The organism is Bermanella marisrubri, from assembly GCF_012295615.1.
In the GTDB taxonomy this organism is placed as follows: Bacteria; Pseudomonadota; Gammaproteobacteria; order Pseudomonadales; family Oceanobacteraceae; genus Bermanella; species Bermanella marisrubri.
On sequence record NZ_CP051183.1, the window covers coordinates 744,264 to 768,466 of the forward strand.

General features: G+C 40.0%; 19 protein-coding genes. 16 read left to right on the plus strand and 3 right to left on the minus strand.

The window, feature by feature from the left end; translation table 11 throughout:
* The first annotated feature begins 187 nt into the window (after positions 1 to 187).
* From HF888_RS16530 to HF888_RS03440, 13 genes are all read left to right on the plus strand, one after another.
* A complete protein-coding gene (locus HF888_RS16530; protein ID WP_007018851.1) occupies positions 188 to 1,183 on the plus strand; it encodes a histone H1-like repetitive region-containing protein in 996 nt (331 codons plus the stop codon).
* A gap of 183 nt (positions 1,184 to 1,366) precedes the next feature.
* Entirely contained in the window at positions 1,367 to 2,746 is a 1,380-nt protein-coding gene (locus HF888_RS03385; RefSeq protein ID WP_007018850.1) for a UDP-glucose dehydrogenase family protein, read from the plus strand.
* Between the two features lie 355 nt (positions 2,747 to 3,101).
* Entirely contained in the window at positions 3,102 to 3,878 is a 777-nt protein-coding gene (locus HF888_RS03390) for an ABC transporter permease (protein WP_007018849.1), read from the plus strand.
* Positions 3,875 to 4,546, plus strand: a complete 672-nt coding sequence (locus HF888_RS03395; RefSeq protein WP_007018848.1) for an ABC transporter ATP-binding protein — start codon at positions 3,875 to 3,877, stop codon at positions 4,544 to 4,546. Before HF888_RS03390 ends, HF888_RS03395 begins: the two co-directional genes overlap by 4 nt.
* Positions 4,530 to 5,729 (plus strand): KpsE/RkpR family capsule polysaccharide export protein, encoded by a 1,200-nt coding sequence (locus HF888_RS03400; protein WP_007018847.1) that lies wholly within the window; start codon positions 4,530 to 4,532, stop codon positions 5,727 to 5,729. The genes HF888_RS03395 and HF888_RS03400 overlap by 17 nt, the downstream gene beginning before the upstream one ends.
* Positions 5,730 to 5,736: 7 nt before the next feature.
* Positions 5,737 to 7,368, plus strand: coding sequence for a polysaccharide biosynthesis/export family protein (locus HF888_RS03405; RefSeq protein WP_007018846.1), 1,632 nt, complete (start codon positions 5,737 to 5,739; stop codon positions 7,366 to 7,368).
* Between the two features lie 13 nt (positions 7,369 to 7,381).
* Positions 7,382 to 8,311, plus strand: coding sequence for a CgeB family protein (locus tag HF888_RS03410; protein WP_133308522.1), 930 nt, complete (start codon positions 7,382 to 7,384; stop codon positions 8,309 to 8,311).
* 14 nt (positions 8,312 to 8,325) lie between these two features.
* A complete protein-coding gene (gene wecB, locus HF888_RS03415; RefSeq protein WP_007018844.1) occupies positions 8,326 to 9,483 on the plus strand; it encodes a non-hydrolyzing UDP-N-acetylglucosamine 2-epimerase in 1,158 nt (385 codons plus the stop codon).
* Position 9,484: 1 nt separating this feature from the next.
* Positions 9,485 to 10,726 carry a UDP-N-acetyl-D-mannosamine dehydrogenase gene (gene wecC / locus HF888_RS03420; RefSeq protein WP_007018843.1) on the plus strand — a complete coding sequence of 414 codons (1,242 nt, stop codon included), beginning with the start codon at positions 9,485 to 9,487 and terminating at the stop codon, positions 10,724 to 10,726.
* Complete coding sequence (locus HF888_RS03425; RefSeq protein ID WP_007018842.1) at positions 10,726 to 14,598, plus strand: glycosyltransferase; 3,873 nt, start codon at positions 10,726 to 10,728, stop codon at positions 14,596 to 14,598. Before wecC ends, HF888_RS03425 begins: the two co-directional genes overlap by 1 nt.
* A 6-nt stretch (positions 14,599 to 14,604) precedes the next feature.
* The gene (locus tag HF888_RS03430; protein ID WP_007018841.1) at positions 14,605 to 15,951 is read left to right on the plus strand and encodes a D-glucuronyl C5-epimerase family protein; all 1,347 of its coding nucleotides are present in this window, start codon (positions 14,605 to 14,607) and stop codon (positions 15,949 to 15,951) included.
* A 13-nt stretch (positions 15,952 to 15,964) separates the two neighbouring features.
* Entirely contained in the window at positions 15,965 to 16,696 is a 732-nt protein-coding gene (locus HF888_RS03435) for a DUF6270 domain-containing protein (protein WP_007018840.1), read from the plus strand.
* A gap of 184 nt (positions 16,697 to 16,880) precedes the next feature.
* Complete coding sequence (locus tag HF888_RS03440; RefSeq protein WP_007018839.1) at positions 16,881 to 17,714, plus strand: hypothetical protein; 834 nt, start codon at positions 16,881 to 16,883, stop codon at positions 17,712 to 17,714.
* Here the strand turns inward: HF888_RS03440 and HF888_RS03445 are convergent.
* Complete coding sequence (locus tag HF888_RS03445; RefSeq protein WP_007018838.1) at positions 17,711 to 18,694, minus strand: hypothetical protein; 984 nt, start codon at positions 18,692 to 18,694, stop codon at positions 17,711 to 17,713. The two genes, HF888_RS03440 and HF888_RS03445, sit on opposite strands and share 4 nt — an antisense overlap.
* A 112-nt stretch (positions 18,695 to 18,806) precedes the next feature.
* Here HF888_RS03445 and kdsA point away from each other — a divergent pair, with 112 nt between their 5' ends.
* Genes kdsA through HF888_RS03460 form a run of 3 tightly spaced genes read left to right on the plus strand, consistent with a single transcriptional unit; the run spans position 18,807 to position 22,976 of the window.
* Complete coding sequence (kdsA, locus tag HF888_RS03450) at positions 18,807 to 19,646, plus strand: 3-deoxy-8-phosphooctulonate synthase (protein WP_007018837.1); 840 nt, start codon at positions 18,807 to 18,809, stop codon at positions 19,644 to 19,646.
* A gap of 21 nt (positions 19,647 to 19,667) precedes the next feature.
* Positions 19,668 to 21,734: a capsular polysaccharide biosynthesis protein gene (locus tag HF888_RS03455; protein ID WP_007018836.1), complete on the plus strand. Its 2,067-nt coding sequence runs from the start codon at positions 19,668 to 19,670 to the stop codon at positions 21,732 to 21,734.
* A 3-nt stretch (positions 21,735 to 21,737) separates the two neighbouring features.
* On the plus strand, positions 21,738 to 22,976 hold the full coding sequence (locus tag HF888_RS03460) for a capsule biosynthesis protein (protein WP_133308520.1): 1,239 nt from the start codon (positions 21,738 to 21,740) through the stop codon (positions 22,974 to 22,976).
* Here HF888_RS03460 and HF888_RS03465 read toward each other — a convergent pair.
* The gene (locus HF888_RS03465) at positions 22,938 to 23,489 is read right to left on the minus strand and encodes an acyloxyacyl hydrolase (protein WP_040298189.1); all 552 of its coding nucleotides are present in this window, start codon (positions 23,487 to 23,489) and stop codon (positions 22,938 to 22,940) included. The two genes, HF888_RS03460 and HF888_RS03465, sit on opposite strands and share 39 nt — an antisense overlap.
* Positions 23,490 to 23,867: 378 nt before the next feature.
* The gene (gene rpsT / locus HF888_RS03470) at positions 23,868 to 24,134 is read right to left on the minus strand and encodes a 30S ribosomal protein S20 (RefSeq protein ID WP_007018833.1); all 267 of its coding nucleotides are present in this window, start codon (positions 24,132 to 24,134) and stop codon (positions 23,868 to 23,870) included.
* Between the last annotated feature and the right edge of the window lie 69 nt (positions 24,135 to 24,203).

Here is a 24,203-nt window from a genome sequence, read left to right on the forward strand (position 1 = left end):
CGCCAACACGCCCCAAAAACCGATTAATTGTTCAACAATAAAGCGGATTTTATAGAAAAAATGCCCTGAAAAGCCTTTTTAACTGTATTAGTTTTGGCCTATTGCTCGAAGATGAGTATAATGGCGCGCGATTTGTACACATACCTTTTATTTTTTATTTCTACCTTCGGGAGAGAGCAACTGATTCATGGCTAAACCTGGTAAGCGTTCCAAAGCGTCTAAAAAACGCCCTTCCTACAAAAAGCTCATAAAGCAGCAAGAACAGCAAGAACAGAACGAAGAAAATATTGTTGATCAGATTGCAGCATTAGAAGCCCTATTGGGTTCAGCACCTGCTGAAGAGCCAACGGAAGCCGCAGCCGCTGAGGACAAGCAGCCTGAAACTTCTCAGATTGATCCTGAGGAGCAGAAGCGCAAAGAAGAAGCACGTAAGAAACGCGAAGCTGAATTAGCGAAGCGTGAAGAAGAACGTGCAAAAGAGCGCGCGAAACGTGAAGAAGAGCGTAAGCGTTTACAGCAAGAATTAATCAAGCAGCAAGAAGAGCGTGAAGCCCGCTACAAGGAAGAGCAAGAAAAACTCAAGCAAGAGCTAGAGCAGAAGAAAGAGCTTAAGAAGCAAATTGCTGAGTCACGCAAAGAACTAAAGCGTCTGCAAAATCTTCACAAAATCGGCCGTTTAGACAACGCTCAAATCAAGCGTATGAAAGAGCTTGAAGAATTTGTGAAAAGCGGCGTGCGTCCTGTGGATGCGCTAGACAAAAAAGCTGAGCCTGTAGTGAAAAAAGCGGCGAAGAAAGAAGCGCCAGCTAAGAAAACCACAGCTAAAAAGTCTACTGCTAAGAAAACGGCAGCGAAGAAGTCTGCGGCTAAAAAGTCCACGGATGAAGAAGCGACGGCTAAAAAGTCTACTGCGAAGAAGACAACCGCTAAAAAGTCGACAGCCAAGAAAACCACGGCTAAAAAGACAACTGCGAAAAAGTCTACAGCTAAGAAAACGACTGCTAAAAAGACAACCGCTAAAAAGTCTACCGCTAAGAAAACCACGGCTAAAAAGACAACTGCGAAAAAGTCTACTGCAAAGAAAACAACAGCTAAGAAGACGACTGCTAAAAAGTCTACCGCTAAGAAAACCACAGCGAAAAAGACAACTGCTAAAAAGTCGACTGCAAAGAAGACTAAGTAAACGTTTAAATATACTAAGTAGTCTTCCTATTCCCTTAAAGCCCGCTCATATAGCGGGCTTTTTCGTTTCAAGGATTACTCTCCGTAATCAAATTGTCAGATGCACTGCATAGAACTGTAATAGGTCTCCCCTAGATTGACTCTCAACATTAGTCAGCGATTCAATGATTTGTGAGGGCATGATATGAAGATATCTATTTTTGGTGGTGGTTACGTCGGACTTGTGCAAGCAGCTGTACTATCCGAAGTAGGTCATGACGTAACGTGCGTCGATATAAATCCACGAAAGGTAGATGCTTTAAATCGCGGTTTGATCCCAATATACGAGCCAGGTCTTGATGTTTTGGTGAAGCAGGGACTCTCTAAAGGATTGCTGACATTTACCATTGATGCAGAAGAAGCCATTCAGCATGCCACTGCCATTTTTATAGCGGTAGGTACTCCACCGGACGAAGATGGTTCGGCAGATTTGCAGCATGTGCTCAAGGTTGCAGAAACCATCGCTCAGTACATGAATGAGTATAAAGTCATTATTAATAAAAGCACTGTACCCGTAGGCACTGGTGCAAGAGTAAAGTCAGTAGTCCGCGAACAATTGAAGTCTCGAAATGTAATTTGCGAATTTGATGTGGTTTCGAACCCTGAGTTTTTGAAGGAAGGTGCAGCGGTTGCAGATTGTCAGCGTCCTGATCGTATCGTGATTGGAGTTGAATCGGACAAAGCCGCTAACATCATGCGTGAGATTTACGAACACTTTAATCGTAATCATGAAAAGATAATTCAAATGGATATACGAAGCGCGGAGCTGACCAAGTATGCAGCGAATTGCATGCTGGCAACAAAAATCAGCTTTATGAATGAGATGGCTAACTTAGCAGAAAAACTTGGTGCCGATATCGAAAGTGTCCGCCAAGGGATCGGTAGTGATCCACGCATTGGCTATCACTTTATATATCCTGGTTGTGGCTACGGGGGGTCTTGCTTCCCTAAAGACATCAATGCTTTGTTAAATACGTCGCGACAGGTCAGTTACGATGCGAAGATTTTGAAAGCAGTAGATCGCGTTAACCAAAAACAAAAGCAAGTGCTATTCAATAAATTACATCAGGTATTCAATGGTGACTTAGTCGGTCGGACTATTGCGTTGTGGGGTTTAAGCTTTAAGCCAGAGACCGATGACACTCGTGAAGCAACGAGCTTGGTGCTTATTAACGCGTTATTGGAAGCGGGGGTTGCTGTCCAAGCATATGATCCTCAGGCTAGAGCTGAGGTTGGCAATATATATGGAGATCAAGAAGAGCTTACTCTCACTGACAAAAAAGAAGATGCACTGATCGCTGCAGATGCACTCGTAATTGTCACCGAGTGGAAGGAGTTCCGAAGTCCCAACTTCGAATTGATTCAGCAAAGCTTAAATTACCCGATCATTGTCGATGGCAGAAACTTATACTCACCACAAAAAATGAAACAGCTTGGTTTTATTTATTATGGAGTTGGAAGAGGTGAGTCGATTAAAAAACAACCGGCTGTGATAATGACAGCACCGAAAGAAATGGTGCAATAATTATTGCGTCTGAACAATTCCGGTGCGTCTTGAAGAAACAAAGACTTCAAAAATATCAATTTAAATTGTACGTAAAGCAATCTATGCGATAGTAATTTTCTAGTATGAAAGTATTGGTAAGAGTATTTTTTATACTCATTTGATTGATTGTTAATCAGCAGTGTAAGACATATCTTACAAGTAAAATGTCATTTCTCTTTCTGTCACAAAATTGTGTTCATTTTCGTCACTGATCAATTGATCTGTAACAAAATGAAACTATAATGCCAATCCGATCACAAAACCTTTACTTGGTTGCAAACTATTCAAAGTAACAAAGATCTAAAGGAAGTCACTCGTAAACAAATGGAATTGTATGAAGCGCTCCTCTTTACACATTATGAGAGATACGGTCCACGCGTTACTGATGCGTGAACTGAAGACGCGTTTTGGTAACTCCAAGCTTGGTTATTTTTGGGCGATTGCTGAGCCTGCAGCGCAAGCATCCATTATTGCTATTTTGTTTACGCTCATTGGGCGAAACAGTCTTGCTGGCGTTCCTGTCGCGTTATTCTTGATTTCAGGAGTGATGCCATTTAAAAGCTTTAGCAAGGTAGTTAACCAGTTGTCGTCAGGCATTAACGCAAACAAAGCCTTGTTCGCTTACCGCCAAGTCAGCCCGATCGATCCTATTATTACCCGTTTCATTATTGAGTTGGCCACATTTTTCATTGTGTACCTGATTATCTTAGCGGTTATGTTTTGGTTAGGGTTTGAGGTTGTACCGCAAGACTTGCTAATGCTGATTACGGTATCACTTTTACTTTTGGCAATGGGATTTGGAATAGCGCTATGTATGAATAGCGCTGTTAGTTACTGGCAAGACGCCACCAAATTACTGAGCATGGTTATGATGCCAATGTTTTTTATTTCAGGCATTTTATATACGGCAACTATGATTCCTGCCAAATTTTGGTATCTATTTTCTTGGAACCCTGTATTCCATGCTATGGAATTAAGTCGAACTGCCTTTTTTGCAAGCTATGAAACACCGGTAGGGGATTTGGGCTATCTGGCATTGGTAGCACTTGCGTTTAATGTTCTGGGTGTCATGTTGTATCGAGTTAATAGAGTGAGGTTTATTACCTCATGATTAAATTCGACAACCTGAGCAAATACTACCCAACCAAGCAAGGCCGTCGCTATGTACTTAAAAACGTTAATTTGGCCATTCCCACCGATGTGAATATTGCCGTGCTTGGCCCAAACGGCGTTGGCAAATCAACTTTAATTCGCATGTTAGGTGGTGCCGATTATCCAAGCCAAGGGGCCATATTGAGCGACAAAAAAATATCTTGGCCATTAGGTTTACAAGGTGGACTGCAAGGCAGTATGACAGGGCGAGAAAATGCACGCTTTGTCGCGCGTATACACGGTATTAAAGATACAAAGGAAATAGAAGAGAAAGTAGCTGAATTCGCTGAAATAGGTGCTTATTTTGATGAGCCTGTAAAGACCTATTCAAGCGGTATGAAATCTCGCGTCACCTTTGGTTTAACCATGGGGTTTGATTTTGATTTCGATGTATTACTTATCGACGAACTTGGTGCTGTAGGGGATGCCAATTTCCGTAAAAAAAGCCAAGCAGTATTAAAAGAAAAGTTTGAAAGTACCAAACTCATTATGGTGAGCCATTCAATGGGCGAATTAAGGAAACACTGTCAATCAGGCATCCTTATCAAAGACCAGACACTCGTCTTTTTCTCCGACCTAGAAGAAGCCATACATTCCTACGAGGAAACCTATGTCAGAGCCAGCTAAGCAGCTTAGTAGTTTTCAGCGCAAAGCGCGTAAGCTACAACGCGATCCAAAACAATTTTTTGTGGATAGTAAAGCCTATGTCAGTACACGTAAGGCCGCATATATTGCTTGGGCGAAACTAGGTTCATTTGCCATTGTATTACTAGCATCACTCTTAGTTGTTACGTATTACGGCATAGTAGCCAGCCCAAGATATGTCAGTGAGACTCAGTTTGTTGTAAAGCAAGCTGGCAGTAACGAAGCGGCATTAATGGGAATCGCTGCTATTGCTACCACGTCTTCCTCTTCTCGTGATGCACTGATAATAAAAGAGTATGTTTTATCGAGAGAGATGGCGATCAAGCTTGATGAGAAAATCGCATTAAAGGAACACTATGCAAACTCAGAATGGGATTTCTTCAGTCGCCTATCTAAAGACGCCACCATCGAAGAATACGTAGAGTTTTATAAAAACCGAATAACTGTCCGTCATGACGAGCTATCCGATATTTTATATATCGAAGTGCAAGCCTATACCAATGATTTTGCCCTTCTGCTTGGTCAGGAAGTACTACAGCAAAGCGAAGCTTTTATTAATACGCTTGGCGATAAAATGGCCCAAGAACAGCTAATTTATGCAAAAAAAGAGGTTGAGCGATTACATAATAATATGAAAGTTCAGCAGCAACGCCTGCTTACCTTCCAGAACAGTAATCAATTGTATAGCCCAGAGCAACAAGGTAGCGCACTTCTGACTGCCATTGGCACACTGCAGAGTGAAGTAATACAAGCGGAAGCAAAGTTAAAGGAAATGCAGAGTGTCATGCATGACGACGCAGCAGAAGTGAGAAGTCAAAAGAACTTAATCTCTTCACTAAAGCAACAGCTATCGGAAGAGAAAGCAAAGCTTACTTCGGAAGATCAAGTCTCATTGAATAAGGTGAATGCACAGTATCAAGAAATTAAATTAAATACTGAACTTGCAGCCGCCATGTATCAATCTGCACTTTCCGGTATGGAAACAGTTCGTTCCGATGCTTATCGCAAGTTAAAGCACTTACTGGTCATACAGCACCCACGTCAACCGCAAGAAGATAAATATCCAAGACGTATATACAGCATCGTCACTTGGTTTGTTTCACTATTGCTTATCTATTTTTTGGGTCGCCTAGTATGGACGATTATTAAAGAACACAAGGATTAACAGTTTAATGAATAAATACATAAGTAACATTTTGTTAATTATAGGGTTATTTGTTTTTACGCAAACCCATGCAATTGATATCCAGAAAGATCAAGAATCTCATCAATCTAACGCAATACAAAGCCAGGCGAAAGGGGATGTTTTTGCTAACTGGTTGTTTACCGGCGCTTTTGCTCGCACAGCGTTTAGTGGTATTAACCCTGCTTATCGCATCAGTCAAGGAGATAGCTTGCTAGTGCAGCTATGGGGCGGAATTGACTATCAGAATGAAACCAAGGTTGATGCACAAGGCAATATATTCATTCCCAAAGTAGGGCCGGTGAAAGTACAAGGCGTTAATAATGCGGATCTGAACAAGGTTGTTTTAAAGTCCATTAAACGTGTTTATAAATCGAATGTAGAAGCCTATGTGACCTTGATGTCTAGCCAGACCGTTAAAGTATTCCTTAGTGGTATGGTGAATAACCCTGGTTTATATGAAGGACAAAGTGCTGATTCCATACTCGCCTTTATTGATAAAGCAGGGGGTATCCGAGAGCAGATGGGCAGTTATCGCGATATTGAAGTAAAGCGAAATGGGAAAACACAAACCAAAATCGATTTATATCAGTTTATTGAGCAAGGCCGATTACCCAATATTCAGCTGCAAGATGGTGATGTTATCTTTGTTTCACCCAAGGTTGGTGATATTACCATTACGGGTGAAGTAGGTTTTGAAGGTCGATACGAAGTTATTGGTAATCAAACATCTTTAAAGAGTGTGTTGTCAGCGGTTGCGATCAAAGACTCAGCAACACACATTACCATAGTGGAACCTCACAATAGCGAAGGAATGAAAGAGGTAAAGGCAAAGCAATATCGTATTGGTGATACTGCAGGTGTTACGCTACGGGCTGGTTCAAGTGTGAAAGTATCATCGCAACTGCGTGCAAAAAGTATCAGTGTGGAAGTGATTGGTGAGCATGACTCTGAATTCGAAATGGTTGTTCCTTGGGGGGCGACTCTAGCCGATTTATTGGGCAAGGTTGAATACTCTGCGTTATCCAACAAAAACGCAATTCAATTATATAGAGAGTCTGTCGCGAAGCGACAAAAAGACATGCTAATGGCATCGTTACAATCATTAGAGCAAAGCGTCTTAACCGCTCGATCAGAAACCACAGAAGCAGCAAAACTGAGAGCTGCAGAAGCCGAGACGATTCTAAAATGGATTGATAAAGCCAAACAAGTCGAACCAAGAGGGCAAGTTCTATTGGCCGACGGATATAATCCTAACGAAGTCATTCTCCAACAAGGGGATAAAGTCGTCATACCGAGCAAAACCAGCTTGGTCATGATCCACGGGGAAGTATTGTTCCCAACAGCGATTACTTACAACGCAGACCTGGACGTCGAAGAGTATATCGGAAAAGCCGGAGGTACTACTGCCGATATAGATGATGCCAACATTTTAATAATGAAACCAAATGGCTCTTTTGTGGACGTGAACTCTGATCTATCCGACGAAGATGTTATCGCACCCGGTGATGAGATATTCGTACTGGCAAAGCCTGATGTGAAATCATTACAGTTAACGAAAGACATTACACAGATTCTATATCAAGTAGCGGTATCAGCAGCTGTGGTGGTCGCGCTTTAGTATGCGAATAGGTTTGATTGCGGATGAATTTACTCGATACTGTTTGGAGCTAGAACAGGGAGTTGAAGTTGTTAACCTAGAAAAAAGGGTGTATCCACTACAGGTTTTACTAAAAGGTTTAGACCTTGTATTGGTTGAATCAGCGTGGCTGGGCTATAAGAATTCATGGAAGCGAAAAGTAGCCTCTTATGGTGATGTAACCAGTTCGCTTGATCATATGCATTGGCTAACTACTTTGTGTCGAATTAAAAGGATTCCTACAGTCTTCTGGAATAAAGAAGACCCGGTCTGTTTTGAAAGATTTAAACATCAAGTGTCGAAGTTCGATGTCGTACTGACCACAGATAGCAATATGGTTCCTCGCTATCAAAAAGAGACAGACGCGAAAAAGGTACTGCAACAGAGTTTTTTCTTTCAGCCTGAACTACATAATCCCGAGCCGACTGATGTATCTCATCAATTTGACGGGAAAACACTATTTTGTGGTGGGTATTATGAGCAAGAATACCCAGATAGGGCCGAACGCTTGGACTGGGCTATTGAAGGTATAGGTAAAAAAAGCGTAGTTATATTTGACCGATTTGATGGTGCCAAGTCAGGTTGGCAAAAACATAAGGGCTTGAAAATTGAACCGTCGTTTGATTATGAAAGATCAAAACCGTTCTACCAAGCGGGGGCCGCGCACTTAAATGTGAATTCAATCGATGGATTGGGAACTATGTTTAGCCGTCGAATGCTGGAGTTGATTGCTTGTAACCAAAAAGTCATCGATATAACGAATTATAAAAAGAAGAGCGCTCTAAGTGAGTTTGTAATTCAGGTTAGCAATGCGCAAGAAGCAAAAGACGCTTTAAATAAAGATAAACCCAATGTTGATTATCAATATTTAATAGAAAAATATTCTGTAAGCGCATTTATGAAAAAACTAAAAAGTAATATTTAAACGGAGTTAAATATATGAAAGTACTACTAGTATTCGGCACAAGACCAGAAGCCATTAAGATGTGTCCGCTTGTATTGGCCATGCAAAAAGACCCAAGAATAGAGCCTGTGGTGTGTGTGACCGCACAACATCGCGAAATGCTTGATCAAGTTCTTAATATCTTTGATATTAAACCAGACTTTGATCTTAACATAATGAAGAAAGGCCAAGACCTGACTGACGTCACAGTTTCAATATTATCGAAGCTTAAGGATGTGATTGCAGAAGTTAAGCCGGATTCAATATTTGTCCATGGGGATACGGCTACAACTCTTGCTGCGACACTCGCCGCTTATTACCAAAAAATACCTGTTGGTCATGTAGAGGCAGGGCTGCGAACTCAAAATATTTATAGCCCGTGGCCTGAAGAAGGTAACCGCAAGCTTACAGGTGCATTGGCGCAACATCACTTCGCCCCAACAGAAGTATCTAAAGCGAACTTGGTAAACGAAGGTATTGCCGAGAGCAACATTCATATAACAGGTAATACGGTTATTGACGCTTTGTTGTGGGTGGCTAAGAAAATCGATCAAGATGAATCTCTGCATGAGCATGTAGAATCATTATTACCCAAGTTAGACAATTCTAAGCGAATGATCTTAGTAACAGGTCATCGTCGTGAAAACTTTGGTCAAAGCTTTGACAATATCTGCCATTCTATTCGTGAGCTAGCCCAAAGGGATGATGTAGAGGTGGTCTATCCTGTTCATCTTAACCCGAATGTACGAGAGCCAGTAGATCGTATTTTAAAAGGTGTGAAAAATGTCCATTTAATTGAGCCACTAGACTACCTGCCTTTTGTTGCATTGATGAAAAAAGCTGCAATTATCCTGACTGATTCCGGCGGTATACAAGAAGAAGCACCGTCATTGGGTAAACCTGTATTGGTTATGCGTGATACCACCGAGCGACCAGAAGCCGTAACAGCTGGTACTGTAAAGTTAGTCGGTACAAATCAAGATGTCATTGTTAATGAGATTACGCGTCTACTAGACAATCAAGATGATTATTTAGAGATGTCCTACGCCCATAATCCATATGGTGATGGCCATGCGTGCAAACATATAATAGATGCATTGTTTGTTGAAAAAACTCATGTCGAAGAAATAGCTCAAGAAGTAGTAGGTGCTTAACATGTTCAAAAAAATATCCGTAATTGGTTTAGGTTATATCGGTTTGCCGACCGCAGCAGTCATCGCTTCCAAAGGTATTGAAGTGATTGGTGTCGACGTAAATGAGCACGCCGTTAATACAATTAATGAGGGAAAAATCCATATCGTCGAGCCTGGTCTTGAGGATATGGTCAAGCAGGATGTGGAAAAAGGGTTGCTAAAAGCCTACTTAGAGCCACAAGAGGCCGATGCATTTTTGATCGCAGTACCAACCCCTTTTAAAGGCGAAGATCACACCCCCAATTTAGATTACATAGAGGCTGCTTCTAAAGCCGTTGCTAAAGTACTAAAAACTGGCGACTTGGTTATTTTAGAATCTACTTCTCCAGTAGGTGCGACAGAAAAAATGGCGGCTTGGATCGCCGAAGTTCGTCCAGATCTAAAAGTATCCGGTGTTAATGCAGACAACGAAGTTGATATATTTATAGCCCATTGTCCAGAGCGAGTATTGCCGGGCCATGTTATTCGTGAACTAGAAGAAAACGACCGTGTAATTGGCGGGTTAGACGAAGCCAGTACAGAGCGAGCTACAGCGCTCTATAAAACATTTGTGAAAGGCGAGTGTATAGCGACAAATGCCCGCACTGCTGAGATGGCAAAGCTGACAGAAAATGCAAGCCGTGATGTTCAAATCGCATTTGCAAATGAATTATCGCTTATCTGTGATAAGCAAGGCATTGATGTATGGGAATTAATCGAGCTAGCGAATCGCCACCCTCGCGTCAATATCCTCCAACCTGGAGCAGGTGTTGGTGGTCACTGTATCGCAGTAGACCCATGGTTTATTGTCAATCAAAACCCTGAGGATGCAAAAATAATCCATCAAGCACGCAAAACAAATGACTATAAGCCAAATTGGGTAGTGGAAAAAATAGAAGAAGCTGTAAAGGACATTGAGAACCCCACCATTGCGTGTTTGGGGTTAGCGTTCAAACCCGATATTGATGATTTACGTGAAAGTCCTGCGTTACAAATCACCGAAAAGCTAGCGGCCAAAGGCTATAATATATTGGCAGTCGAGCCGAATGTAGATGCGTTGCCCAAATCGTTAGTGGGTTTAGAAAATGTACATTTGGTTTCTTTAGAAGAAGCCATACAAGAAACAAATGTTGTTGGCATTTTGGTTAAGCATAAAGAGTTTACCGGTGAGTATTTTAGTGTTCCTACACTAGATTTTGTAAATTCAGGAGGGAAGTCGTTGTAATGGTCTCCAGAATTAGGAATTCTGACTCTTATCAAGGTCTAACAAGAAAGCAATTACAAAAGAAAATTGATGACTTACTTGAAGCGAGCAAAACTAATGAAGATATAGAGTATCAATATAATTTGTTGTCACAAGACTTGATAAAAACTAAAGAATCTCTAAAGAGTGCTCAGCTGAAGTATAGAGGCGTTACAGGTCAAAATTCTGATCTTAAGTTAGAGCGTGATAAGTTAAAAAAAGAGTTAGAAGAGGCCGTTAAGCTTCAAGATAGACTGATAAAGGAAATAAGTCAAAACTCCCTAATCGAACTAGAATCTAAATCAAATCAGGTTAAGGCTAGTAATTTAGCTGGCGATATATTTTCGTTGAAAAAAAGAATTATAGAAAAAGACATTGAAATTGAAAAAATAAGATCCGACTTGTCTGAAGCAAGAATTAATATAGTTAAGGTTAAGAATACCCTTTCTTTTAGATTGGGTTATATTTTGATTTTTGCTTTTAAAAGCTGGAAAAACTTTTTCTCACTTCCTAAAGATTTATATGCCCTTATGTCTGAGTCAAAGTCAAAACGAACTGAAAAACGCGTAAAGATTAAGAGGGTGATTGAGCAAAAAAACGCTATTGAAAATAGTGTTGAAGGAAAAACAACTGTATTAAAAGATGATCAAAATATTAGTCTTGTAGACAAGCTAAAAGGACTAAAAGTTGCGTCTGTTATGGATGAATTTACTTTTAACTCATTTCTGCCTGAGTGCAATCTTTTTGGTCTGACACCTCAAAATTGGAAAGCAGAGCTCGAATCGTTTAAACCAGATGTGGTATTTATAGAATCAGCTTGGAGGGGTAAGTTGGATTTATGGGGCGCAAAAGTCGGCCATATGAGCCAAGAAATCATCCAAATTGCACAGTGGTGCAGAGATAATAAAGTTGCGAGTTTGTTTTGGAATAAAGAAGATCCAGTTCACTATGAAACATTCTTGAATAGCGCTCGATTGTTTGACCACATTTTCACTACCGATATTGACTGCGTTTCACGTTATAAATCAGCTCTTCAACATGAAAATGTTTATTTTCTACCATTTGCTGCACAACCAAAAAATAACAATCCTATAGAAAAGTATCAAAGAAAGGACGCATTTTGTTTCGCTGGCGCATATTACAAAAAGTACCCGGAAAGGACAAAGGACTTAGGAAACTTCTTAGTTTCTTTTCCAAGTTTTAAACCATTGGAAATTTATGATCGAAACTATGGTAAAGAGAACCCTGAATATATGTTTCCGTCAGAATACAGCCCATATATCGTAGGTACTCTGCCGTTTGAGGAAATTGATAAGGCATATAAGGGTTATAACTTTGCAATCAATCTTAACTCTATCAAACAGTCTCAATCGATGTTTGCTCGCCGTGTATTTGAATTACTTGCAAGCAATACAATTACGGTCAGTAACTTCTCGAAAGGTCTAAGGAATCTTTTTGGTGATCTGGTATTTACATCTGACTCAGGTGAGAAAATAGTATCAGATTTAAATAGATTGGTTCAATCAGGCTTAGATTTGAAGAAGTTTAAGTTGTTAGCTCTCAGAAAAGTACTCTCGGAGCATACCTATCAAGATAGGTTGGCATACATTTATTCTAAGCTTTCCAATACTAAGCTAGAAAACCTATTGCCGGTTGTTCATGTGTTTTCTTATGTGAAAACGATGGAGGAGTTTGAATCCTTGTATGAACAATACGATAGGCAAGATTATAGTAATAAAAAGCTTCAAGTATTAATTCCAGCTGGACTGGAAGAAGAATTTAAATCTACTGATACTAATGTGCAGTTTCTACCTGTTTCAAGTAAATCACAAGCAAGAGCAGAAATTCCAGAAACTGATTGGGTTGCAACCTTTGCTTTGAATGACTTTTACGATGAATATTATTTAACTGATCTGATTTTAGCAACTCGTTATACTAACGAAGAAGTAATTGGTAAGGCATCATATTACAAAAATCAAGATGGTGAAATCAGCCTTAAATCAGAGGGGGAATCTTATAAATTATCTAAAGATCTTCCCGCTAGGTGTAGTATTGCAAAAGCTAGTTTGTTCACATCAGTTTCTTTAAGTGAAGTAGTGCAAACTCTTTATACGCGCCATTATCTCTGTGAAGGTTTTTCAATAGATGAATTTAGCTATTGTATGAACGGAGAGTCAAATGCAGCTTCTAAAGGCATTACATTATTAGAGAAGGATATTGATCTTGGTTCTAGTTTTAAAGAGTTAAGTAAAATAGCTGAAAGAACAAAGTTAGTGAAATCTGAAGTAAGTTCACTTCAAGTAATTGAAGCTAAAGAACTAATGCTAATGATTCCAAAGCCTGCTCAAACAAATGTAGAAGCTAGCAATATGTCAAATGGGGTTAAATTCACTTCTGGACTGTCTGATGGTAAGCACGAATACTGGTATGCTAATAAAATAGTTCAACCAGAAGACCTTGGTGCTAATAACGGAAAGCTAAATCTTTTCTTAGAAACTGAGGTGGGCTTAAATATTCAGTTCGTTCTCTTTTTTCTGGATGAAAATGGACAGCGATTATCCCACGTCGTGAAAGCCTCTAATAAAAATAACCTTATAGATGTTCCTGTAGGGACTAAAAATATAAAATTCGGATTGCGGATTTATGCTGGTGGTGAAGCTACTATTAAAAAGTTATATCTTGAGCATAAACCTTCTACTCCCGTAGATGTTATTCAAAACTCAGATGTACTTCTGATAACTAACAATTACCCAAGTTACGAAGACTTATATAAAAATGGATTTGTGCATAGTCGTGCAAAAGCCTATAGAGATCATGGATGCGCGGTGGATGTATGGCGTTTTAAGCCGGAGCATGAGGTTTCATTTCATGAGTTTCAAGGCATTGATGTCACCACGGGTGGTGCAGATTATCTAGCCCATAGCTTATCAATAAACTCTTACAAGCATATATTGGTCCACTTCCTAGATGAAAACATATGGAATGTGCTCAAGGAGCATGTCCACAATACAAGAATAACGGTTTGGGTACATGGGGCTGATATTCAATCATATGAGCGCAGGGCTTTTTTATATGAAACTGAAGAGCAACTACAAAAAGCTAAATCTATAAGTGATAAGAAGCAAGATTTTTGGCGTTCAGTATTGAATCAAAAGTATAAAAACCTTCATATGGTATTTGTGTCTAATTACCTAGCATCTACAGCGATGGAAGACCTTGGTGTTGATTTAGACAAAAGTCAATACTCTATTATTCCAAACCCTATTGATACTGATCTATTTTCCTATAAAGAAAAACCTGTAGAGCAACGGAAAAAAATACTTTCGATTAGACCCTATGCCTCAAAGGTTTACGCCAATGATCTTGCTGTCAAAGCTGTGTTAGAGCTTAGTAAAGAGTCAATTTTTGATGAGCTGGAGTTTCGATTTATTGGGGATGGCCCATTGTTTGATGAAACTTTGGAGCCATTGCGTAAATTTAACAATGTAATAATTGAAAGACGTTTTCTGAATCAGATTGAAATCTCAGAGTTGCATAAGGAGTATGGAATATTTTTATGTCCATCGCGAATGGATACTCAGGGAGTTTCTCGTGACGAGGCAATGGCATCAGGTTTGGTTCCAATAACTAACGCTGTAGCTGCAATTCCTGAGTTTGTAAATGAGTCAAGTGGAATGCTCGCTGAAGGTGAAGATTATTTGGGTATTGCTAAGTTAATTCGGCAGGTTAATAGTAGTGATACCGAGTTTTTGAAAAGATCATTAGCTGCGTCATCTATGATCAGAAATGCTAGATCTCTTAAGCCAATACTGGCTTTAGAAATGAGGCTAATTGACCCCAATATTGGTAATTAATTGTAAATGAAATTATTTAATAAAAAAATTGATTGTATAGAGTGTGATGGTGATATTTATATTGAACTTAAAGCAATCAAGGAAAAATTTGGTTTAATTCTTAATGGAACTGATTTGACATATAGCAAAACAAATTTAAATGTTAATGATTACTTTGTTGATGGAGATTATTTAAATTTTAGCAAGCTTTCTGTTGAAAGCTGGGAGATCGTTAAACTCGATGATTGTGGTATTCCTAAAAATACTTTTCGATGGGGAGAGTATTATTATCCAATAACAATTGCTCACTATGGTTTAGAACTTTTTGGGAAATATATAAATTCAGATGATATAGAGTTAAAAAAGTATATGGGGCCTGATTCTGATATTAATGTTTCTTCAAATAACGGTAAGGTTCAAATTTGTGTTAAAGGTACGTTAGATACTGGGTATTCATTGATCTTAGAAGGCCGGGCTTCAATTAAAAACTTGGAAGTAATGCCGCAAGGTGACTTTCGGATGTATTTTGAAGAAGATGAAATCGATACCAAGAAAAGTTATTGTGTTTATAATGGTGAAAGTAAAATTGTTAATGAAGTTCAGTATCTCTCTTTAGATGACTATTTATGTTTAGCTGAATCTATTGAGATAAAAAGTATAAAATTAAGGGGGGCTGTAGATATAACACTTCCCTTGAATAATATTCCAGATAAACCAAAAGAGTATTGGGAGAAAGCCGTTCATATCGCAAATTGGTTTGTTGATGAACAAAGAGAGGATGGTGTCTGGGATTCTAAGTTTGATCATCTTTTTTACAAAGGGCGTACTGAAGTCATGGAAAGCGGTTGGGCATCAGGTTTAGGTCAGGGTCTTGCAATTTCATTTCTAATTAGGATGTATAATGAATCTAAGGACAAAGCTTATCTTGACGCATGTGAGAAGGCGCTTTCAATTTATAGTGTTAATGTAGAGGATGGTGGAATACTTAGACTGTGGGATACTAAGTATTCATTTTATGAAGAGTACCCAACAGAACCAGCTAGTTATGTCTTAAATGGATTTATTTTTTCTTTGCTGGGGCTTTATGATTATTCCGTTATTGGTTCTAGCTTAAAGGCAAAACAATTATTTGAGTCTGGTCTAGTTACGTTAAAAAGAATGCTTCCTTTATATGATTTAGGAGATCGCTCAGCTTATGATTTAACTCATTATACTTGTGGTGAGTTTCCGAACATCGCAAGATGGGGTTATCACGATACACATTTGAATTTGTTGATGGCAGTTTATCGCATTACTAATGATGAATTCTATTTTAAGTTTTATGAACGCTGGAAGTCATATGTATTAGACGGATTCCGCTGTCGACATAATTAATATTGAGGTATTTATGTATTGTGTTGGTTTATTGGGTAGTTGTGTAACTAGAGATGCTTTTCCTTTAATGAGCATTGATCTAAGTTACTATATAGCAAGAAGTTCGCTAGCAAGTATTTTTTCTAATGCAATTTCTGTGCAAGAAGATGAATTGATTGTTGAAGGAAAAGGTATATTTGAAAATAGAATGCTTGCATATGATGTGCTTAAACAATCTAAAGGGAAAATTTCTAGCTTAGATGTTGATTGTTTGATTTTGGACTTTATTGATGAAAGATTTCCACTTTTGAAAATTAGTGATTCGGTTGTTACAAAATCAAACTATTTGTCTGGTGCAAAATATTTTAGCAAGTTAGATGAAGGTCGTGTTAAAGAGATCTCTAGAGATGATCCTGTATCATTTGAGCTTTGGAAGGAAGGCTTTAATCAATTGAAAAAAATAATTAAAGGTAAAAAAATTGTTTTGCACAAGGCATATTGGGCAGATAAATATATGGACCATGATAAAAATGAAGTTAAATTATTTGATGCTGCGAAGCAAAAGATAGTGCAGAAAAATAATGACTTCTTAAATCGACTCTACTCTTATGTAGAAGCAAACTATGATAATTTAACAGTAGTTGAAGTTGATTATAATTATCGTTGGTCTGACTTTGCTCATAAATGGGGGGTTGATTATTTCCATTTTGGTGAAAGTTATTATGCAGAATTAGCAATTAAGCTCGAGAAGGCTATATCTAGTTAAGATAGGTTGTTTGCTTTTAATTTTCTTTATCATTAATGATTCACTTAAGTTTCCTTAAAATGATTAGACTGAGCTTAAACCTTTTATAAATAGTCTTTTATTTTTAGTGCGTTGATTTAAATTAAGTGCTTGATTAAAAATGTGATGTTCGTCACAATTATTGCTTAATTATAGGGATTTAATTATGCATAACTTAGACAAGTTTTCTGGTGTGCTCGAGCACCCAGATGTTGCCATAAAAATGAAGCAGGGGTTCACCCTGCCTTATTATTTTCAAACCGCTTCTGCTACCGAAGAGAGTGCTTCTAGTTTTCCCCTTATTCTTACCCTGCATGCCATGCGATCAAATACGGTTGTGCCCAAAGCCCGCTATAAAGAGTGGAATGTGCTGCACCCTATAGACTGCTACGGTTATAAAAATGAAGGCTCATTTTGGGCAGCGGGTTATCCAGAGCTGCCTTTATTAGATGCCATTGTTGAATTAGTTGAGAGCCATAAAAATAAAGGATTATTTAATGGTGAGGTTTATATCTCAGGTTCTAGCTCGTCAGGGATTGCTTGTGTGTATTTGGCGAATAAATTGAATGCACAAGCGGTGTATATGAATGTGCCAGTGTTAAGTTCCAATACTCTTAAGCCTTTGGCTGACAGCCCTATCGCTCGTTATTTTAGTGTGTTTGGTGAGGCTGGGGTGGATGAGCACGGGGTTGATTATTTATTTAAAGGTATGAAAACCCGCTTTCATATTGTTGATCAGCGTTTTGGCTTTAAAGATTTTGTAAGGTTAAATAGCTTTGATTTTGTATCACGCTGTTTAGAGTTGGGTATTAATGTACATTATGAGTTGTTGCCTACCTCTGGCCATTCGGTAAATTACCCTATGTCACATGTGTTGGATTTGTTTTCAAAATACCCCAGTAATGGGCGGGTGTTATCGACGGGCTTTCCTGCTTTGGTAGGTGATGACGGTATTCGAGTAGACGAGGTTGAAGATCTTGCTGAAGTCGAACTAGCTTAATGTATATCTTTAAAAAACTGGTTAGGTTTTTTTAATAGTTTCCTACACTTTCTAAAGGCTACCTCAAGGTAGCCTTTTTTTATATTTGGTGTTTCAGTTAAAAATTTTGGCCAGTATGAGGGGGTTGATCCTAAAAAAGAAGCTTCTGTTTTCTGTTTAATTTTATCAATTAATAGGTTTCTATTTTCGGTATTGGAATTTTTATAAAGACTGCCTAATCGTGTGCTGTGACTCAGATGACAGGTAAATAATTGTTCTTTTAAATGATCTAATCCACATAGTGCAAAATGTTTTCTAAACCCCTTTAACTCTGCAGGTACCTTAGATGGCCAGTCCTCTGTATGATCCTTCTCAAATGGGTATTTTCCGTAAGCAATACTTAGGCGGTTGAGTAACTCCAAGTCTTCCCCCATGTGCCCAATAAACTCTTCATCAAATGCACCTATGTCGAGAAAGTGTTGTTTGTTGCAAAGTATTGTTGAGGTAGCCATGGCAAAATGTTCTAAGGTATTCACTCTTAGGTTGGTGGCATCCTCCCAAAGCCGCTCGAAGTCTTCCTTGAAGTGTTTGCTGTATTCTTTGCAAAGATACATGCATGGGTACATGTGAAAAGCCTTTGGGTTTTTCTCGATTTCTTGAAGGTGGTTCGGTATCGCACGGAACAGTTGGGGGCTGCCCAGTAAGTCGATATCCCAAAATATAAGGTTATTCTTTGTGGTGTGCTGTACGGCTCTATTTCTGGCTATTCCCGGGGAATATGGACGTGTTGGATCATTATCTATGATGATGTTTATTGCAAAAGGTAGTTGTTCGGCTAGTTTTTGGGCTTTCCGAACGTAACGATTTCTCCCTGATAAGATAATGACATGTTCGGCGTCCGGCAAACCTTCATTGGTATTGGTAAGGCATGCTTGCAAGCGCTTTAATATGTATCGTGTTTGAAAGCTAATGTGGACCGGATATATGACGCTTAAATCCATGTTCGATTGCCTATAGTAGAGTGTTCACACTATAACAAAATGGTTGATCCACTTCATGGTGGTTTTTCCCAATTTCAGGTATATTTGCGGCACTAAATTATGAGGCAGGATGATGATTGAAAAGGTTTCTGTTGCGAGCTTAGATGTCGCTAATAACATTCCATTTACGCTCTTTGGCGGCATGAACGTTTTGGAAAGCCGTGATCTGGCCATGTCTATTTGTGAGGAATATGTCAAGGTCACTGAAAAGCTTGGTATTCCATACGTATTTAAGGCATCTTTCGATAAAGCGAACCGTTCGTCTATCAATTCGTATCGCGGCCCAGGCATGGATGAAGGCCTTAAGATCTTCCAAGAGATTAAAGATACCTTTGGTGTACCTATTATTACAGATGTTCACGAGCCATATCAGGCGGCACCGGTCGCTGAGGTAGTGGATGTGATCCAATTGCCTGCTTTTTTGGCGCGCCAAACAGACTTGGTCGTGGCTATGGCAAAAACTGGAGCTGCCATCAACGTTAAGAAACCCCAATTTCTTGCCCCTCACGAGATGCGACATATTATCAAAAAGTTTGAAGAAGCTGGTAATCAGCGCGTCATGCTATGTGAGCGTGGGTCTAGCTTTGGTTATAACAACCTTGTTGTGGATATGTTGGGTATGGATGAAATGAAAACCATGGCGCCCGTCATTTTTGATGCCACCCATGCGCTACAGCGTCCAGGTGGTCGTTCTGATTCAGCGGATGGTCGTCGCGCTCAAGCGTTTGAACTTGCCCGTTCTGGCATGGCATTAGGCATCGCTGGTTTATTCCTGGAAGCACATCCAAATCCGGACGAAGCTAAGTGTGACGGACCGTGTGCACTGCCATTAGATAAGTTAGAGCCGTATCTTGAACAGATGAAAGCCGTTGATGATTTGGTTAAATCCTTTGAGCCAGTCATCATTACGTAATAAGGAAGTTGTTTAGGTGGTATGAAAACCTACGCTAGCACAAGGACGCTTGCTAATAATCCGCAAGTTAAAACTCTTTTAAACACGGACTCAGTCCGTGTTCTTCGTTCAAAACATCAATTGAAGTCTACAGATAGGGTAGTTGGTTGGGGCTACAAGCATACAGCATTGCAGGCCAGAAGCTGGGCTAAAGAGGCTGGTTGTGCTTATGTAGCCATTGAGGATGGCTTTATTTCCTGGTTGGATCATCCAGCTGATTCCCGTTCAGACGTTAGAGCGTCTTATATCTTAGATGAGCAGGGAATATATTATGATGCCAATCAGCCTTCAGGCTTGGATGCATTGTTGCAGTCTTCCCATAAAGTGGACGTCCCTCGTATTGCCCGCGCTGTCGAGCAAATTAAAAAGCTGGGTATCAGTAAATACAACCATACTCGGTTGCAGATTGATGATGTCGCAGATGAGAGCCTAAAAAAAGTGTTAAGGGTCGGTGACTATTGCTTAGTTGTAGACCAAACCTTTGGTGATGCCTCTATTGAGTTTTCTGGTGCATGCGTCGAGGATTTTCATCGAATGCTTCAGCAAGCAGTAGAGCGAGCAAAGTCGGAGTCAAGTAGTGTTCTTGTGAAGGTGCATCCTGATGTTCTTTTAGGTAATAAAAAAGGATGTATTCGGCCCGAGTGGGTCAATCAAGTTAGCAATGATGTGGATATTTACTTTTTGTCGGATGATATCCGGATAGATAAATTATTGTTAGGTGCGAATAGCGTTTATACGGTGAGCTCTCAGCTAGGGTTTGAAGCCTTGCTATATGATGTTCCTGTTTTTGTATTTGGCTGGCCTTTCTATTCGGGTCGAGGGCTAACGATGGATATGGCGACTTTGCCGATTCCGGCAGTTCGTAAACGAGTCGATCGCTATACTCTGTTTCACGCAGCATTAGTGGAGTACCCCACATATATTAATCCCCATACTAATGAAAAGTGCGAACTTGAAGATATTCTCGACTTAATACAAGCCCATAAACAAGTCCAGCAATTACGAGCCGCTAATGCTTGGTTTCAGCCAGTGAGCTTGTGGAAAAAAAGTTTTTTGAAAGACTTCGTTTCTTATTCTGCTAAGTCGGTTATTTTCTCTGATAACGGGAAAGTCGATTACTCAAATGATGTAGCGGTGTCATGGGGGATGCAGCATTCCAATATCATGCTCAATAACACATGGCGCATTGAAGATGGTTTTATTCGTTCAGTAGGATTGGGGGCAGATTTACGTAGACCCAGCTCTCTTGTCATTGATGATCTTGGTATTTATTTCAATGGAAAACAGCAAAGCAGATTGGAAGAATTACTTAATAACTATGATTTGACCGACTATGAGCAAGTACGTGGTACAAAAATTATAGAAGTGTTGCGTTCACTTAAAGTATCAAAGTATAACGTAGGTGCCTCAGATGGTATTAAGGGATGGCGAGAACAGGCCGGATCAAAAGAGATTATTTTGGTAACTGCGCAGTATCAGTTCGATGCTTCGATGAAGTATGGTGCTGAAGAAATCAATACAAACTTGCAACTATTGCAGCGTGTACGTAACGATTATCCCGATGCCTTTCTCGTTTATAAGGAGCACCCCGATATATACAGTGGCGTTCGAGAGGGCGGGTTACCAGTTGAACAAATCAATAAAATAGCAGATGCCTATATTGCTGATTACTCAATACAAGCCTTGTTTACCCAAGTTGATCGTGTTTGTACGATTTGTTCTTTGGCTGGATTTGAGGCATTGATTAGTGGTCTAAAAGTCACGACTTATGGTTTGCCATTTTATGCCGGATGGGGATTAACATCTGATTATTGCCAGTTTCCGCGTCGGAATCGTCACAGAACGATTTTTGAACTTGTCTATATTGCACTGGTTTTGTATCCGCGATATGTGGATTGGAATAGCAGAACTATCACCACTGTAGAGAATGTGATTAATGATCTCTATGCTCAAAAAGCACGAAGCAGACAAGCATTGAGTAGCGGTTGGTGGAAGCGGCAAATTCGTAAGTCGAAGTATTTATTAGAATCCTTAAATGGAAGCAGGTAGTTAGTGGCAGTATTAATGCTTCAAGGTCCGCTAGGGCCCTTTTTTAGTCATTTAAGTCATGAAATTGCGGCGCAAGGCGATCGTGTTTACCGCATCAGTTTCAATGGTGGTGATCGATTCTATCAAAGATGTAAGGGGAAGGTTACTTGCATCGATTTTAATCAATCCCCCGAACAATGGCCTCAATTTTTGACTGAAGTTGTAACTCGCTATGGTATTCGTTTGGTGATCGCTTACGGTGACTGCCGTTTATATCATATTGATGCAAAGCATATTTGTCTTAAAAATAACCTTGCTTATGTGGCGTTTGAAGAAGGCTATTTGAGACCAAATTACATTACTCTAGAAAAAGGTGGGGTAAACGCCCATAGTCCTATTAGTCATAGTGCTGTTGATGCATATCGGCCAGTGCATACAGTTAAAGATGAAGAGGTGGTGCCTGCCAATTTCCTAAAGCGTTTGGAGTTCGCCATTTTATATTATTTGGCGTGTCGGTTTTTACATTTTAAATATGCTGGCTATAAACACCACCGTGGCACTAGCCCTATTTATGAGGGTTTTTGTTGGGTGCGGGCAGGTGTACGTAAACTAATGTATAAGGCGTTCGAAAAATCAGCACAGCAATTAACCCATGAACGCCCATGTTTTCTTGTTCCGCTTCAGGTTCATAATGACGCTCAAATACGCTATCACAGTCATTACGATTCAATGGAAGGCTTTATCGTTGAGGTAATGGAAAGCTACGCTAAAGCCAAGCCTGACGCAGACTTGATTATCAAGCATCATCCGATGGATCGCGGATATGTAAATTACCGTCGTTTGATTCGAGATATGGCGAAGCGTCTAGGTATATCGAAACACGTTCGTTATATCCATGATCAGCATTTGCCGACCCTATTAAAATCTACTTTAGGTGTTATCACTATCAACAGTACCACTGCGCTTCAAGCGTTTTATCATGGCGCGCCGGTAAAGGTCATGGGACGTGCCTTTTTTGATATGCCAGGGCTAACTGATCAAAAAACTTTGCGCGAATTCTGGAGCTATCCAGAGGCCCCTGATCCGGTCTTTGCCGACCGCTTTCGAGCGTATCTACTGGATCATGGTCAGATTAACGGTAGTTTTTATTGTGAGTTTGAAAAGACAACTCAGCGAGTGGTCGCTGAGTTGTATCGATTGGGTTTGCTGAAGTCTGGTTCAGGCTCAGAAATGGATACCCAAAGACAAAGTGTGGGTTTCTAACGCAGGGTTGTACGCATAAACATCGCCATTACTCATGTGTTGCCATAAGTAACTGGCAAATGTATTGCCAGTGATTTTGGTTTGTATGCCAAAGGCGTAAGTCCAATGGACTGGGCCGCCGTAGCGTTTTCTTCCGTAGTCATCACGTGTCAGATAGTGCACTTTGGCATGAGCTGTAAAATTGAGCTTGCCCTGACTGCCTTCTATAGGGATGTGCATCGCGGGTCCAAAGCCATATACATAGCCTTTTTCTTCTCCCACATTCAATTGACTAACGCTGACTTCTACTAACGGTATAGCAAGGCTACCTTTAAAGGGTGTCAGGCGTCGCTGGTAATAGAGTTCTTTTGTGTTAATAGGAACAATTTGCTCTTCTGCAGGGGTGCCGTAGCGCAAGCCGATGGTGTTTTTTAAGAACAGACGTGAGATTTGTTCATCAAGATTCATGCTGAAGTCACTAGCATGACTGATGCTGGCAACGCAGAATGCTATGCAAGTTATGAACATTTTCATGATCGATTACTGCCTCTATTTCATCAGAGAATCGACCTGCATCCTTGCCTAGGGTGAGCTGCATTAAGCAGGTCTAACTTTTACATTAGACCAATAAAGACGGCTTGCCTTGTCCAAACGGTGTCTGGATACAAAACAATATAAAGTGATTACATTCCATAACAATTGGCTCAATCACGCCATAAATGTGAATGTTTTGACGGATTTTTGCGTGGAAAAATTGACGATCTTGGTGCCAGACAGACCAGGATTTTGCTTCGCCGACATGAAGATAAGGCGGATATCAGCGTAGATTGAATGGTTAGGGCAGAGTGAGGGGTGATGATTGGGCATAAAAAAAGCCAGCATAAGCTGGCTTTTTTGATCGCAAATCTGAAATTAGCCTTTAAGAGCTACAACAGATGCGTTTAGACGGCTCTTGATGCGTGCCGCTTTGTTTTTGTGCAAGATGCCTTTTGTAACCATCTTGTCAACATAAGGAATCGCTACGGTTAGAGCAGCTTGTGCGTCGTCGTAGTTCTTAGTGTCGATGGCTGCACGTACTTTCTTGATGTAAGTACGAACCATAGAACGTAAGCTTGCGTTATGAGCGCGACGGCCAACCGCCTGACGAGCGCGTTTGCGTGAACCAGCTGAATTTGCCACTATCAGGCTCCTTCGAATATCAAATTAACTTAAATTTCAGGGTGCGAGATTATCCTGAGTAAGTGCCAA